The 12,748-nt window shown below is 61.0% G+C and carries 13 protein-coding genes; 7 read left to right on the top strand and 6 right to left on the bottom strand.

All coding sequences use genetic code 11. The annotated features are described in order from the left end of the window. Window positions 1–28 precede the first annotated feature (28 nt). The 3 genes from I7X09_RS26435 to I7X09_RS26425 all read left to right on the top strand — a co-directional run bounded on the left by I7X09_RS26435 (window position 29) and on the right by I7X09_RS26425 (window position 2,914). A complete protein-coding gene (locus I7X09_RS26435) occupies window positions 29–556 on the top strand; it encodes a carboxymuconolactone decarboxylase family protein (protein ID WP_200314450.1) in 528 nt (175 codons plus the stop codon). After that, entirely contained in the window at window positions 540–1,874 is a 1,335-nt protein-coding gene (locus I7X09_RS26430) for an MFS transporter (RefSeq protein ID WP_200314448.1), read from the top strand. Before I7X09_RS26435 ends, I7X09_RS26430 begins: the two co-directional genes overlap by 17 nt. Before the next feature lie 221 nt (window positions 1,875–2,095). After that, window positions 2,096–2,914: a CPBP family intramembrane glutamic endopeptidase gene (locus I7X09_RS26425; RefSeq protein WP_200314446.1), complete on the top strand. Its 819-nt coding sequence runs from the start codon at window positions 2,096–2,098 to the stop codon at window positions 2,912–2,914. Window positions 2,915–3,147: 233 nt separating this feature from the next. Here the strand turns inward: I7X09_RS26425 and I7X09_RS29545 are convergent, their stop codons facing one another. Further along, complete coding sequence (locus I7X09_RS29545; protein WP_234036980.1) at window positions 3,148–3,291, bottom strand: YHS domain-containing protein; 144 nt, start codon at window positions 3,289–3,291, stop codon at window positions 3,148–3,150. A 412-nt stretch (window positions 3,292–3,703) separates the two neighbouring features. On the opposite strand from I7X09_RS29545, the gene I7X09_RS26415 reads away from it, so the two are divergent. Beyond that, the gene (locus I7X09_RS26415) at window positions 3,704–4,663 is read left to right on the top strand and encodes a DMT family transporter (protein WP_166812624.1); all 960 of its coding nucleotides are present in this window, start codon (window positions 3,704–3,706) and stop codon (window positions 4,661–4,663) included. On the opposite strand, the gene I7X09_RS26410 is transcribed toward I7X09_RS26415, so the two are convergent. Beyond that, window positions 4,653–5,327: a TetR/AcrR family transcriptional regulator gene (locus I7X09_RS26410; protein ID WP_095973444.1), complete on the bottom strand. Its 675-nt coding sequence runs from the start codon at window positions 5,325–5,327 to the stop codon at window positions 4,653–4,655. The two genes, I7X09_RS26415 and I7X09_RS26410, sit on opposite strands and share 11 nt — an antisense overlap. A gap of 158 nt (window positions 5,328–5,485) precedes the next feature. Here I7X09_RS26410 and I7X09_RS26405 point away from each other — a divergent pair, with 158 nt between their 5' ends. Next, complete coding sequence (locus I7X09_RS26405) at window positions 5,486–6,988, top strand: MFS transporter (protein WP_095973415.1); 1,503 nt, start codon at window positions 5,486–5,488, stop codon at window positions 6,986–6,988. 339 nt (window positions 6,989–7,327) lie between these two features. Here I7X09_RS26405 and I7X09_RS26400 read toward each other — a convergent pair whose 3' ends face one another. Both I7X09_RS26400 and I7X09_RS26395 read right to left on the bottom strand, forming a co-directional pair. Beyond that, complete coding sequence (locus tag I7X09_RS26400) at window positions 7,328–8,935, bottom strand: ABC transporter substrate-binding protein (protein ID WP_200314444.1); 1,608 nt, start codon at window positions 8,933–8,935, stop codon at window positions 7,328–7,330. 134 nt (window positions 8,936–9,069) lie between these two features. After that, window positions 9,070–9,648, bottom strand: coding sequence for a CGNR zinc finger domain-containing protein (locus I7X09_RS26395; RefSeq protein WP_124569011.1), 579 nt, complete (start codon window positions 9,646–9,648; stop codon window positions 9,070–9,072). 63 nt (window positions 9,649–9,711) lie between these two features. On the opposite strand from I7X09_RS26395, the gene I7X09_RS26390 reads away from it, so the two are divergent. Both I7X09_RS26390 and I7X09_RS26385 read left to right on the top strand, forming a co-directional pair. Continuing rightward, the gene (locus I7X09_RS26390) at window positions 9,712–10,089 is read left to right on the top strand and encodes a hypothetical protein (RefSeq protein ID WP_200314442.1); all 378 of its coding nucleotides are present in this window, start codon (window positions 9,712–9,714) and stop codon (window positions 10,087–10,089) included. A gap of 94 nt (window positions 10,090–10,183) precedes the next feature. Further along, the gene (locus I7X09_RS26385) at window positions 10,184–10,528 is read left to right on the top strand and encodes a hypothetical protein (protein WP_124569013.1); all 345 of its coding nucleotides are present in this window, start codon (window positions 10,184–10,186) and stop codon (window positions 10,526–10,528) included. On the opposite strand, the gene I7X09_RS26380 is transcribed toward I7X09_RS26385, so the two are convergent. Next, the gene (locus I7X09_RS26380) at window positions 10,529–11,740 is read right to left on the bottom strand and encodes a saccharopine dehydrogenase family protein (protein ID WP_200314440.1); all 1,212 of its coding nucleotides are present in this window, start codon (window positions 11,738–11,740) and stop codon (window positions 10,529–10,531) included. Beyond that, on the bottom strand, window positions 11,733–12,731 hold the full coding sequence (locus tag I7X09_RS26375) for an alpha/beta hydrolase family protein (RefSeq protein ID WP_185564842.1): 999 nt from the start codon (window positions 12,729–12,731) through the stop codon (window positions 11,733–11,735). The genes I7X09_RS26380 and I7X09_RS26375 overlap by 8 nt, the downstream gene beginning before the upstream one ends. Between the last annotated feature and the right edge of the window lie 17 nt (window positions 12,732–12,748).

Raw genomic sequence — 12,748 nt, 5'->3', positions numbered from 1 at the left:
CCACCGTCGGAACCACTTAGGACTTGTCATGCCTCGCCTTGCACCTCTCACACCGGCCACCGCTGTCGGCACATCCAAAGACCTTCTCGCCGAGCTCGTCAACCGTCACGGACAGGTCGGCGACATGGTCGCGGCGATGGCTCACTCGCCCGCAGTGCTGGGCGGCTATCTGGAACTCAGCCGCGCAATGAAGCGCGCGAAACTCAGCCGCAAGATCACCGAGCGAATCTCGATCGCTGTGCAGGTCCAGCAAGGTTGCGCCGTGTGCCTCGAAGCCCACGTTGCCGCCGCGCACGCCAACGGCGTCGAGTTGGACGAGATCGAGCGCGCCCGCGCGGGCACATCGGCCGATCCCGCCATCGCGGCGACGATCGACCTCGGACTTCGCGTCTATCGGGAACCTGCCTCGATTTCGGACGAACACATCGCGGGCCTTCGAGCGTACGGCTACGGTGATCGCGAGATCGCCGACGTAGTCGGAATCGTGGCCCTCAATATCCTGACCGGAGCTTTCAACCTTGTCGCGGGAGTGAAACCAGATGAACCGGACCGCTAGGACCGCACCGGAGCGGAACAGCATGCGTCTGTTCTTGATTCGCGACTATCGCCTGCTCTTCAGCGCCCAGATCATCGCGCTGTTCGGCACCGGGTTGGCGACGGTTGCCCTGGGTCTACTCGCCTACGAACTGGCCGGACCCAGCGCCGGAGCGGTGCTCGCCACCGCGCTGACGATCAAGATGTCGCTGTACGTCGTGATCGCTCCGCTCGCGGCGGCGTACGTAGACCGGTTGCCGAGACGGGCTTTCCTCGTCGCGCTCGACGCCATACGCGCAGCGGTTGTGCTCGCCTTGCCCTTCGTCAGCGAGATCTGGCACATCTACGTGCTGGTAGGCGTTCTGCAAGCTGCGTCGGCAGCGTTTACTCCCACGTTCCAGGCGGTGATTCCCGACATCGTGACCGACGAGGCCGATTTCACCCGTGCGCTGTCGGCGTCGCAGGTCGCCTACACGATGGAGAGCCTGCTCAGCCCCGTTCTCGCCGCGATCGCGCTTTCCTTCATGACATTCAACCTGTTGTTCGTCGCCACCTCCGTGGGCTTTGCCGTCTCGGCACTACTCGTGCTGGCCACTCGAATCCCCAACGCTCGTCCCAGCGCTCACGGAAAGGCGTGGGATCGGATCGCGTCGGGAGTGCGAATCTTCGTGACCACGCCGCGACTGCGCGGCATCATGGCCCTCAATCTCGTGGTGGCAGCGGCCGGCTCGATCGTCGTCGTCAACACCGTCAACTACGTCCGCGACGAGCTCGGTGGAACCCAATCCGACGTGGCGTGGATGCTTGCCGCGTCAGGCACCGGCACGTTGGTAACCGCGCTGCTTCTACCGCGCGTCCTCGACAGAACCGCCGAACGAACAGTGATGACAGCAGGTTCCATTGTGCTGGTCTTCAGTGCCGGCGCCGCAGCCTCCCTCGCCGTGGCAGGAATATCCACGTGGATACTGACTGCCGCAGTGTGGGCACTCGTCGGCGCCGGGATGGCCATGATCGTCACACCGACCGGAAAGGTGCTTCGGCGCTCCGTCGAACCCGCAGGTATACCGGAGGTGTTCGCAGCCCAGTTCTCCCTGTCCCACCTCGCCTGGCTCGTCACCTACCCGATCGCCGGGTGGGTTGGTTCGAGCGCGGGATTTGCGGTCACCTGGACCATCCTCGCCGCCCTGGCCACAGTGGGAGCCGTTGCAGGGTTCGCACTTTGGCCCCGGGAGACGGGCACCGAGACGCCGGCATCATCGAGCGCTGTTGCGACTTACGAAACGACGCAAGGAGAATGCACCCTGGCCGCGACCCAGTGCGCCTGCGCTCGCACCGTCTGATTCGGCAGCCTGCCCCCAAGGAATCACCGGTTGCGCCGGCAGTGCCGAATCACTCTGCAATAGAACGAAATTCGATGGGTTGCAACCCGAAAAGTGCGTCCACACCATGGAACTCCAGGTAAATGGCAGACTCCGGAACCTCCGGAGAGATTCATGACCAGGATTTCTCCCTCGGGGGTTTCGTTTGGTGCAACCGTGTACGGGCTTCTAGCCTCGATCCCATGACGACATCCCCGCCTTCATCCCGCACCGTTGCCGGCCGCCGGCTTTCCGTCGCAGCGTTCGTGGCCCTCGTGATCGTATATCTCGCTGTCATTCAAGGATTAGGGTTCCTGCTGACCCGAGACGAAGAAATCAGCTACGCAGCTCCGACCGACATCGACCAGTTGTGGCGTTCGCTCATCGTGCCGGTCGGAGCGTCGTTCGTCCTCGTATACGGGGCAGTCGCATGCCTGCGATGGTGGCGTCCGGTGTGGATCGACGACCGACCGGTACAACGCTGGTTGATCGTCGTACCGATCATGATGGTCATTTCGATCGCTGTGGTCACCGACTACCCAGGTCTCGCCGACCAGGACCTCACGTTCGTTGCACTCCTTCTTCTTACTTGCCTTCTCGTCGGCCTCACCGAGGAGACGATGTTCCGAGGAATCGGAATCACCTGCTTCCGCAGCAACGGCTTCTCCGAAAAGAAAGTTGCCCTGTGGAGCACCGTCATCTTCGGGTTGGCGCACTCGACCAACCTGTTCTCCGAAGGCCCCAAGGCTTTTCTCCAGGTGTTCAGCACCATCGTGGCCGGCTACTTCTTGTACATCATTCGGCGACGTACCGGGGGCCTGCTGATACCCGCCGTGGTGCACGGCTTGTGGGACTTTTCCTTGATCTCCGGTATGACGACCCCGGATCATTCGTACCCGCTCGCGATTGTCGCCGTGCTGACCATGCTGGCCCTGGCGATCGTGCTCTTCGTCCGCCGCAAGCACATCGAACCTCACGATACCGAAGCCGCGCGAGGCCGTCACGAAACATCGAACACATAAAATCGTTGCTGCAGTGAGAAATTGAAGGGATGGGGGCATCTACGACGATGCCCAAGCGATCGAGCAGCTCACGAGTTCTTCGGCTACCGTCAGTCGATCTGACAGCGCGCCACGTGACCTGTCTCCACCATTCGGCACCGTAGGACCTCGGCGCGGAGTAACGGCGCAACTCATTCACTGCACTGACGGAAGAAAGTGGTGGTGCAGGCATCGCCTGCACCACCACTTTTTACTCAGCTCGCGTTGGCATACTTCCTGGGATTTGCGTCGAACCGTGGTCCACAACCCTTGCAGCAGAACCAGTACCGGTTGCCTTCGTAGTCACGAAACAGGCCCTCTGCCTCGGCACGCGTCTTTTCGATCACGCTACCGGGCATGACTCGACATTCGACGAGTTCGCTACTCCCCGAGTTGAGTAGGTCTTCTCCACCGGGTGGCATCGCCGTACCGACAGCGCCTACAGCACCGTTGTCGTCTGTCGTCGGGGTATTGCCACAGCCACAGCTACTCATTGCGATTCCTGTTCTCTAACGGACGGACGTGACCCGGGAAGCGAGCTCACACATTCCGAGCATACCCCCTATAGGTATGTGAGCCAGAAACTATAGGAGAGTCCTGTCGACATTTCACTCCCCTCGATCATGTAAGCCACTGCAGGAGAACGAAGAATCGATCACCCAGCCCTCACTCGCCTCCGACGCCACAAGGATGCGACATTGATACCTATAGGGGGTATAAGTTAGGTCAGTACACAGACCATACCCACGAGGTCTTCGACGAAGAGGCTCAATGAAGAACTGGAAAGCAATCGGTGGCAGCCGATTCGCCGTAGTTGGAGCTTTGCTGTTGGTCGGCGCGCTCTGGGGAAGCTCGTTCCCCCTGGTTGCTGTGGCGGCACCAACTCTCGGCGCCGTCGGCACGACGCACGGCCGCTTCATTGTTGCAGCGTTGGTTCTCGCGCTGATAACGGCTTCCAGCAGATCGACCTGGCGTGCGGTCGGTTCCCGGTTTCCCGCATTCCTACTGCTGGCAGCCCTCAACGTCGCCGGCCCCCTCACCCTCGTTGCAACTGCGATCGTCGGCCTCAACTCGTCGACGGCGTCGATCCTGAATGCCACGACGCCGATGTTCACCGTGTTCGTTGCCGCGTTCTGGCTTAGGCAAAAGATCACCTGGCGAAAAGTCTCGGGTGTCGCGATCGGCATTGCCGGCGTCTCGGTGCTCGTCGGCGGGATTCCGTCAGCGCTCGACAGTCGCGCAATGCTGGCCATCGGCGCATCTTTGACTGCGGCACTGCTGTACGCAGTCGGTGGTGTCTACACACGAAAATCGTTCCAGGGCACCCCACCGATGACACTTGCCCTCGGCCAGCAGCTTGCCGCGGTTGTCCTACTGGTACCTGTGTCCGCCATCGCTCCCCCGCCGGGGCCCGTGACCGTCGGTCCACTGATTGCAGTGACCGCCCTGGGACTGGGGGCTACCGCCGGTGGCTACCTGGTGTACTTCTGGATAATTCGCCAGGCGGGTCCTGTCGCGGCGTCAGCCGTCACTCTTCTGGTTCCGATTTCGGCGTCGGCCATCGGAGTGCTGTGGTTGAACGAGCCTGTCACCTTCGCGCTCGTCAGCGGGCTTGTCATCATTCTTGCCGGAGTCGGCCTGCTCCTGGATCTTCCACCGACACGGGGTCCGTTGCGCAGTGTTCCTCCGGAGCAGGTGGACAGCGCCGGAGAACGGTCGGTCAGCGGGTGATCGGGGCAGTCCAAAGACCCACCAGCGCGTCGACGAGGTCGGTGGTGAAGTCCTCCCACGACGTGACCTCGTCCGGCCCTGATTCTGCAAGCGCGCGCTCACGTTCGGCGAACATGTGCACGATCGCATTTCGTCCGATGTCTGCGCGGGCACGTCGAACACTCATCGGCATGTCAGTCAGACAGGCCGAAAGTCCACGAAGGGTCTCCTGAAGAGTGGGCGAGGCCAGCACCTCGTCGTAGACGATCTTCCGCAGGACCGGATCGGTGAGAATCTGCGCACTGAACCGCGCGTACCACGTCGGGCCACCCATTTCGGCGTAATGATCGGTCGACGCCCGAACCAGACACGAAATCCAGTCACGAACATCCTCGGACCCTTCGATCTCACGCAGCAGTTCACCACGCTTCTTCTCCACCTGCCGGGAATGTTTGTTCACGATCGCCCGGACCAGATCGGTCTTGGTCCCGAAGTGATAACCGACGGCGGCGTTGTTGCCCTGGCCCGCCGCCTCACTCACCTGACGGTTCGACACCGCGAAGACTCCGTGTTCGGCGAACAACTGCTCGGCGACGGCGAGGATGCGGTCTCGGGTTGCGGCAGAACGCGCGGAGTTTGCCGCGCCGCCGGCGTCGGCCGTCGCATCCTCAGTCCTCGTAGTCATGTCCACCATCATCCTCGACCGTCCGAAATTGCTCGGTACCGGAGACGTTCGTCACGATCGACGACACACCCTTCCGGTGAGTCAGTCACTTGATTTAACTTTAGTTCAAGCAACTGACTTAAACCATTATTCGTTCTTCCTCCGATGGAGTTACCGCAATGTCGTCAACCACTTCTCCACCACCGACAACGCCGCCACAGACAACGAAGTCACCAGCCACCACGGCAGTGGTGGCTGTACTGGCGTTTTCCGGCATCGTCGTCTCGCTCATGCAAACGCTGGTCATCCCGATCATCCCGCACCTGCCCGAATACCTGAATGCGCCGGCGTCCGATACCGCGTGGGCTGTGACCGCCACGCTGCTCGCCGCCGCCGTCGCCGTCCCGACCATGGGCCGCTTGGGCGACATGTTCGGCAAACGCCGTCTGCTCCTGATCAGCATGGCGCTGTTGGTGACCGGTTCGGTGGTCGGCGCACTCAGCTCGAGTGTGATCCCGCTCGTTGCGGGCCGAATCCTGCAGGGCCTCGCCGCCGGCGTCATCCCGCTGGGTATCAGCGTGATGCGCGACGTGCTTCCGCCGAAGAAGCTTGCCGGCGCCGTTGCCATGATGAGCGCTTCGCTGGGAGTCGGTGGTGCTCTGGGACTTCCGATCGCGGCTCTGATCGCGGAATACGCAGACTGGCACGTTTTGTTCTGGGCTTCTGCAGTTCTCGGCGCACTCGCGGCCTGTCTCGTTGTCGTCCTGGTCCCCGAATCGACGGTTCGCACGGGTGGCACGTTCGACTTCGGCGGGGCAATCTCGCTTTCGGCAGCCCTCATCGCTCTACTCCTTGCTATTTCCAAGGGCGGCGACTGGGGTTGGACGAGCACGCTCACGCTTTCCCTGTTCGGCGCCTCGATCGTGATATTCGGATTCTGGGCCTGGTGGGAACTACGTACCCCCAAGCCCCTTGTCGATCTACGCGTATCCATCCGCCGCCAGGTGCTCTTCACCAACCTCGCATCCATCGTGTTCGGATTCGCGATGTTCGCCGCCAGCATGGTCTTTCCCCAGGTCGTCCAGTTGCCTGAAGTCACCGGTTACGGCCTCGGCGGTTCGATGCTCACCGCAGGTCTGGTCATGGCTCCCTCCGGCATCATCATGATGCTCATCTCTCCGCTGTCCTCACGCATCACCAATTCGCACGGCCCCAAGGTGACGCTCATGCTCGGCGCCGTTGTGGTCGCAATCGGTTACGGCATCGGTATTTTCGCCATGCACTCGATTTGGGAACTGGTTGTGATCGCCGTGATCATCGGTGCAGGCACCGGTATGGCTTACGGCGCAATGCCCGCTCTCATCATGGGCGCTGTTCCTCCGTCCGAGACCGGAGCAGCCAACAGCTTCAACACCCTGATGCGCTCCCTCGGTACATCATTCGCCAGCGCCATCGCGGGTGTCGTCATCGCCCAGATGACCATGTCCATCGGCGGGGCAACGCTGCCGTCGGAGAACGCTTTCCGCGTCGTCATGGCTCTCGCTGCCGGATCCGCCGTCATCGCGCTCGTCCTGGCCGGCTTCCTCCCTCGGTTCAACAGCTCCAACTCCCGCAAGGAGATTGGTAGCGATCACTCCGATACCTCCCCGACCACGTCGAAGGAATCCGTCCCGACGCACTGAGCCAGCGAGCAAGACGCATTGTCGGCCCCGGCGGAGTTCAACTCCGCCGGGGCCGACGCGTTCGAGGCGTTTTGCGGTTGATACACCTGCGGACGACAGTTTCGTGACATGCTCCGTTGAGATGAGTGCTCGTTCGATACTCGGGGAAAGGATGCCGCGATCGCCGCTCCTCGTGCTGACGTCGCCCTTGCCGTCGCCGCTGCTGCCGTCCTCGGCATAGGCGTCGGTGTTCTACTTGCCGATGTCGTCGCCGGCCTGGCTGCAGGTGCGGGTGCCGCGGTGGTATTTCGGTTTGCACTTCGGATGATCAATACCCGAAAGTGAGCGTTAGCGGGTGGTCTACTTCAAGACCCGGATCGCCGAGCCCGGGAGGATTCCGCTCGAAGGTGGGTAGATCGACGTTGCTCCGTTGAAGAACATGTGAGCAGGTGTCGTCGACACCGGAAGCAGGTCGATGTCGTTGAACAATGCCCGCTCACTTTCCTCCCAGATCTTGCAGGACTCGTCGCCGGGAAGAAGCGAAGCCTCAGTGGACAATTCGATGTACTTCTTGTTGTCGAGGGAAGCGAAGTTCACTCCTTCGGGCTTCGGCGGGCCGGTGAAGTACTTGGCAAAGATACTCGGCGTATCACTCCCCAGCGTCAAACCGATGGAAACGTCCCACGACGACAGGTCGGTGGTGCTGAACGTGTTGGCGATGACGAAACTGTAGTCGCCGCCGGTCAGTTTCACCTTCGCACCCAGTCCTTCCCACTGGGTTGCCACGTATTCGGCGGCGGCAGAGTTCGTATCGCGCGAGTTGTTGAAAATCACGTTGAGTGCAAGCGGTCGCCCGTCCTTCGTCAGGACGCCGTCGGCCCCTGCCTTCCAGCCGGCGTCGGACAACGTCTTCTTTGCCGCGTCGACGTCGAATTCGGGGATCGTTCCTTCAACACTGTTGTAGTCGCAGGCAAGGGGTTCCGAAACCGCAAGGGCGCGTGCGCGGGTTCCTTTTCCGCCGGTGGTGATCTCGGTGTAGTCGTCCAGATCGACTGCTTGAACGAGCGCCTGCCGCACAGCGCGGTCCGACGTGGGTAGAGACGCGAAATGATTGAAGATGAACTCGCCGGACAACGTGGTGTAGGTCTTCGAATCCAGACCTGCGGCCAAGACTCGTTCCTCGTCCGAACCTGTCACTGCCGCGGCATTCACTCCGCCGGTGAGAACAAGATTCGCGGTCGTACTCGGATCGGTGACAATCTTGATCGTCACCGTCTTCGGTACCCCGAGAGTGTCGGAAGTGGTCTCCCCGTTCGGACTCCAGGTGTAGCCGTCGCGGCGTTCCATCGTGATGTGATCGTTGGGAACAACTTCGGTGACCTTGAACAGACCCGTTCCGTTACTACTCGAACGGATACTGGCCGGGTCGTCGAGCGTCGCAGCGCACGGCAGCCGCAACGCGCCGATTCGAGAGAGCAAGAAGGGTGCCGGTTCGGCTGTAGTGACCGTCAGTTCGTCACCGTCCGCGGACGCGACCGTCGACAACGGTACGGTGGATCCGCGTAGCGGTGAAGCGTTTTCAGGGTCCATGACCCAGTTGATGTCATCGGCGGCGGTCTGTGCGGTGAAGGAAGTGCCGTCGGCGCACGTAATACCCTTCTTGAGCACGAACTTGAGTGTGTTCCCTTCTTCACTCCAGCTTTCTGCCAGATACGCACGCACAGTGCGTGTCTGCGCGTCTATGTCGATCAACGAATCGTACGAGTACGCGTTCACGATCTGAGTCGACGTAAGGTTGGTGATCAGAGGGTGCAGATTTCCCGGATCGGCGTTGATGACGGTCGTGAAACTGCCGTCCTGTGCATACTCACCGACCGAACCTTCGGGACTGGATGCGCCGCCACACCCGGTCAGGGTGAATACGCCAACGCTGATAACTGCTGTCGCGGAGACAGAACGGGCTTTCATACGAGCCGCCATCTACTAGAAGTTGCCATGGCGACAATCGTGCGGGACTGACGTGGTCTGTATCTCGTTGAAGTTCCCCATACAGTCGGCCGTACTCTGTTCGATTGTCACTATCGACCGGGCAAGCGCAGACGCTACGTACGACGCTGCCGTTGACGGTGATTCGCGACGTTGATTCGGTTGCCGCACAACGCCGGCATGCAGTAGCGGCGTCGCCCTCCCCGACTCGTATCGACGAACACCCCGTTGCACGTCGGCGACGCGCATGGGCGGAATCGTTCGTACCCCAATGTGCGCAGAGTTCCCAGCAACGAGTATCCGATAGACAACGTGAGTTCACCCGCGAGATCGATTGTGCCGTCCGGTAGTGCATTCCACCGATAGTCGTCCTGGGAATCAGGCACGAGCCGAACGTGATGCGGGACGGTTTGCAGGAGTCGATGAGTGCGATCAACGAGCTCGTCGCAGGTCGGAGCATCGAGAATCGAACGAATCTCCTCTCTGAGCGCCTGCACGTCGGCAAGTTCACCGCGGGTAGGCCGCCGCCCGTTGGGGAGCGCATCCGGCGAGAGTCCGTGTTCACCGAGTAGATCGTGAAGCGCCTGAGGGTCAGGCAACGCGTCCCCTGCCTCCACCCACACTCGGGGTGAGGTATTGACCAGGTCGGTCGCGAACGACGCACCGGCGACGTAATCGTCTAAAACTACTTGCATCCCTTACCGCCCTGCTTTACCGTAATTGAATAACCCAACTTTACACCTTACGAAGGCGGCGGGATGGAACACTGCGTAGACCACAGACTGCCGGAGATACTCCTCGACACCCATCACCGATTGCGCCGCGCCGGCACCGTGGCATCGGAGACACCCATCGTCGCCGCCGATCTCTACTGGTCGATCGGCGCACTCGCCCAATGCCTGGCCGCAATGGACGAGGTCATTTCACAACTTGGCACCAACGCCCGAAAGCAGTTGCGAAGCGGAAAGTTCGACGTCGAGAGCGGGCCGTTCGAAGGCGAACCCGACGCCGCCCTACTCACCGCGATTCTCGCCCTCGCCAGAGCGTCGAGCAGTTGCGAACCAGTACAGACGGCAATCGGCAATGCGCAGATCGCGGTCAGCGATCTCGTCGCCACAAGGCACATCAGAGCCTGACACACGCCGCAAGCGTCCCGACTCAGTAGAGACTGTATGGTTGGTTTTCGGGAAACCTCCAAGTACATCGAACAGCAGGAACCGGGTTATCACTGTGAGTGCAGGGACATCGACCATCTACGAGGACAGGACGGTCCGGATCGACGATCAGGGCGTCACGATCCGCCACTACTACTTTCCGTTTGTCAGCAAGTTCGTTCCGTACTCGCAGATCGAAACCGTCGACCTCGGCGTCATGTCATGGCTGAGTGGACGCCTACGAATCTGGGGAACAACAGATTTCAGCTCGTGGTACAGCCTGGATCTTTCACGCCCGTGGAAGGAGACCGCGGTGGTACTCACCCTCGCCGGTCGCGGAGCGCCTTCGTTCAGCCCCAAAGATCCGGATCGTGTCGAGACCGAAATCCGAAGTCGCATCGGATCACACGCCGCGAACTGACTAGCTGAACTCGGATTCGACGGTGACGATCTCACTCCAGTCGGTTCGATCGAACAACCGCGCCAGTGCAGTGAACAGAACTTCCGGGTCGATGGCGCTCTCAGCTGAGTGCACACCGACCCGATCAGAAATCGTTCCGTCGGCCAGCCGCGACACCACCTGAGCAAGGCCGAGCGCCAAGGGGATTCCGGTTGCACCGGCCATGTCCGACAGCAACTCCGATACCGGTGAATCATCAGCGATCCGTGCCACGACGCGCGTCTTTCGTCCATCGAGCACCCCTGTGGCCGAGGCGAAGAACGACGGCAAGGATCCGTGGTCGGCGCGCGTGAGCATGCGAGGCGCAGCACGGATCATCCGGATGAGCGAGGGCTTGCCCAATTCTTCAGCGGCCGAGTCGAGATCGATTCTGCCCTTGTCGATATCCGAACGTAGAACGTCGAGAAACGCAACGGTTTCCGGTGTGATCACCATCAGATTTGCCGAATGACCTGAGGGGCGGAAGGTTCGATGAAACATCACCGGCTCCGGATGCCCGACCACGTAAGCGTTTCCGCGGCGTCCGCCGGGCAGTTCCAGTGCAATGGAACGCAACGGTGCTTCTTTGACGATTCGTCCCGCACGAACGACCGGCACCTTGCCGCTGATCTGCTGCATCCAGTGAACGGCGGCTGCACTCAATGTGTCTACCGACTCGTCCTCGCCTTCGACATCAACCGGCCAGGCTGTGTACAGGCCGTCGACCACGTCCAATCGCGAGACTGCCATCGCGGCCAGGAGATTACTCATCCCGGGACTTGCGCCCATGCCCACTACCGCACAGATTCCGGCTTCCCTGGCAGCGCAATTCAATTCCAGCATGTCGACGGCCGGTTCCCAGTCGTCGCAGATGTCGAGATAGTGAGTCCCGGTCTCGATCGCTGCCTGGAGAATGCCGACACCGAAACGGAAGAACGGGCCTACGGTATTGATGATCACGTCTGCGTCGTCCAACAATTCACGTAGCGTGCGACCGTCCGTGACGTCGATGCTGCGCGCCTCGACTTGCGCTGATGCCTGAGCCAGGTCAACTGAAAGACGATTCGCAGCATCGATATCACGATCCGCGACTACTACGCTGCCGATTCCCGGCAATGTTGCAGCCAGTCGAACTGCTGCCGAGCCCATCGCACCGGCGCCGCCCAGAGCGACAACCGTAATTCCGTCAGCCACGAATTCCCTCCAAGAATGCAGTCTGATCCGCTAGATAGCCAGGAGCGAAGATCGAACGGGGAGCAAGAACGGCTACCAGAGCCGACATCACTTCCGAGTCTTCGAGGTTCTTGTCCACAATCGAATGGGTTGCGTCGGGATACTTCTCGACCACCAATTGCCCTGGAGCGTCGAGCACTTCGCGATACACCCTTTCGGTGTCTGCCACGTCGACGTTGACGTCTTGTCCGCCGATGATCAAGAGCACCGGAACCTTCACGGTTTCGAGATCGGCTCGCGCATCCGATCGGTAGTTCTTTCGGATGAAGTTCCATCGGTCTTCGGTGAGACCGTCGGCCTCGCCGGAGGCCACGAGATCGCCGAACGTTGCATCTCGGGCCAACTGATCCAAGTTCTTCGCACGATCGACCCGCGCTTTCTCGAATTCGTCGGCCGACGCATTTCTCTCGGAAAGTTCGGCAAGAGTATTGAATTCGCCTTGTTGGAGCCAGTTGATCGCCGGACCCACGGCAATGACGAACGCTACGTCCGGGTCGAGGTTCACCACCTTGGGCATCACCCACCCTGCCTGGCTCGCACCCCACAGACCGATACGAGACGGATCGACGTCCGAACGGCCCCGTGCCCACTCGATTGCCGCTTCCGTTTCCGCCGCCCGATCGTCCATGCTCTGATCGAGCCAATTGCCCGGTGCCCCATTCACCCCCGGCTTGTCCCAGGAGAGTGACGCGTACCCGGCCTTGGCGAACGCCTCCCAGACCGGCCTGTAAAAGGTCTCGTGTGTTGCATCGACCGGCCCGTCTCCGTGGACGAAAACCACGAGCCCGAAGGGACCGTCACCGTGTTCGGGCAGTGCAAGGACTCCCTGGAGCGGCACCGATCCCCCGGAGATCGTCACTTTTTCCTCACGGATGTCATAGGTGTTCTGGTACAGCGTCCAGCCCACCAGACCCACGATCAGAACAACGACCACTGCCAGGGAAGTAACCATCCACCTGCGTAAACGAT

Source organism: Rhodococcus sp. P-2 (genome assembly GCF_016598535.1).
Lineage (GTDB): Bacteria > Actinomycetota > Actinomycetes > Mycobacteriales > Mycobacteriaceae > Rhodococcus_F > Rhodococcus_F baikonurensis.
The sequence above is the reverse complement of the archived record's forward strand: the minus strand, read 5'-3'. Positions and strand labels throughout refer to the sequence as shown.

Coding starts and splice junctions, on each gene's coding strand:
- I7X09_RS26435 (WP_200314450.1), top strand. CDS start 29: ATGCCTCGCCTTGCACCTCTCACACCGGCCACCGCTGTCGGCACATCC.
- I7X09_RS26430 (WP_200314448.1), top strand. CDS start 540: ATGAACCGGACCGCTAGGACCGCACCGGAGCGGAACAGCATGCGTCTG.
- I7X09_RS26425 (WP_200314446.1), top strand. CDS start 2,096: ATGACGACATCCCCGCCTTCATCCCGCACCGTTGCCGGCCGCCGGCTT.
- I7X09_RS29545 (WP_234036980.1), bottom strand. CDS start 3,291: ATGCCCGGTAGCGTGATCGAAAAGACGCGTGCCGAGGCAGAGGGCCTG.
- I7X09_RS26415 (WP_166812624.1), top strand. CDS start 3,704: ATGAAGAACTGGAAAGCAATCGGTGGCAGCCGATTCGCCGTAGTTGGA.
- I7X09_RS26410 (WP_095973444.1), bottom strand. CDS start 5,327: ATGACTACGAGGACTGAGGATGCGACGGCCGACGCCGGCGGCGCGGCA.
- I7X09_RS26405 (WP_095973415.1), top strand. CDS start 5,486: ATGTCGTCAACCACTTCTCCACCACCGACAACGCCGCCACAGACAACG.
- I7X09_RS26400 (WP_200314444.1), bottom strand. CDS start 8,935: ATGAAAGCCCGTTCTGTCTCCGCGACAGCAGTTATCAGCGTTGGCGTA.
- I7X09_RS26395 (WP_124569011.1), bottom strand. CDS start 9,648: ATGCAAGTAGTTTTAGACGATTACGTCGCCGGTGCGTCGTTCGCGACC.
- I7X09_RS26390 (WP_200314442.1), top strand. CDS start 9,712: ATGGAACACTGCGTAGACCACAGACTGCCGGAGATACTCCTCGACACC.
- I7X09_RS26375 (WP_185564842.1), bottom strand. CDS start 12,731: ATGGTTACTTCCCTGGCAGTGGTCGTTGTTCTGATCGTGGGTCTGGTG.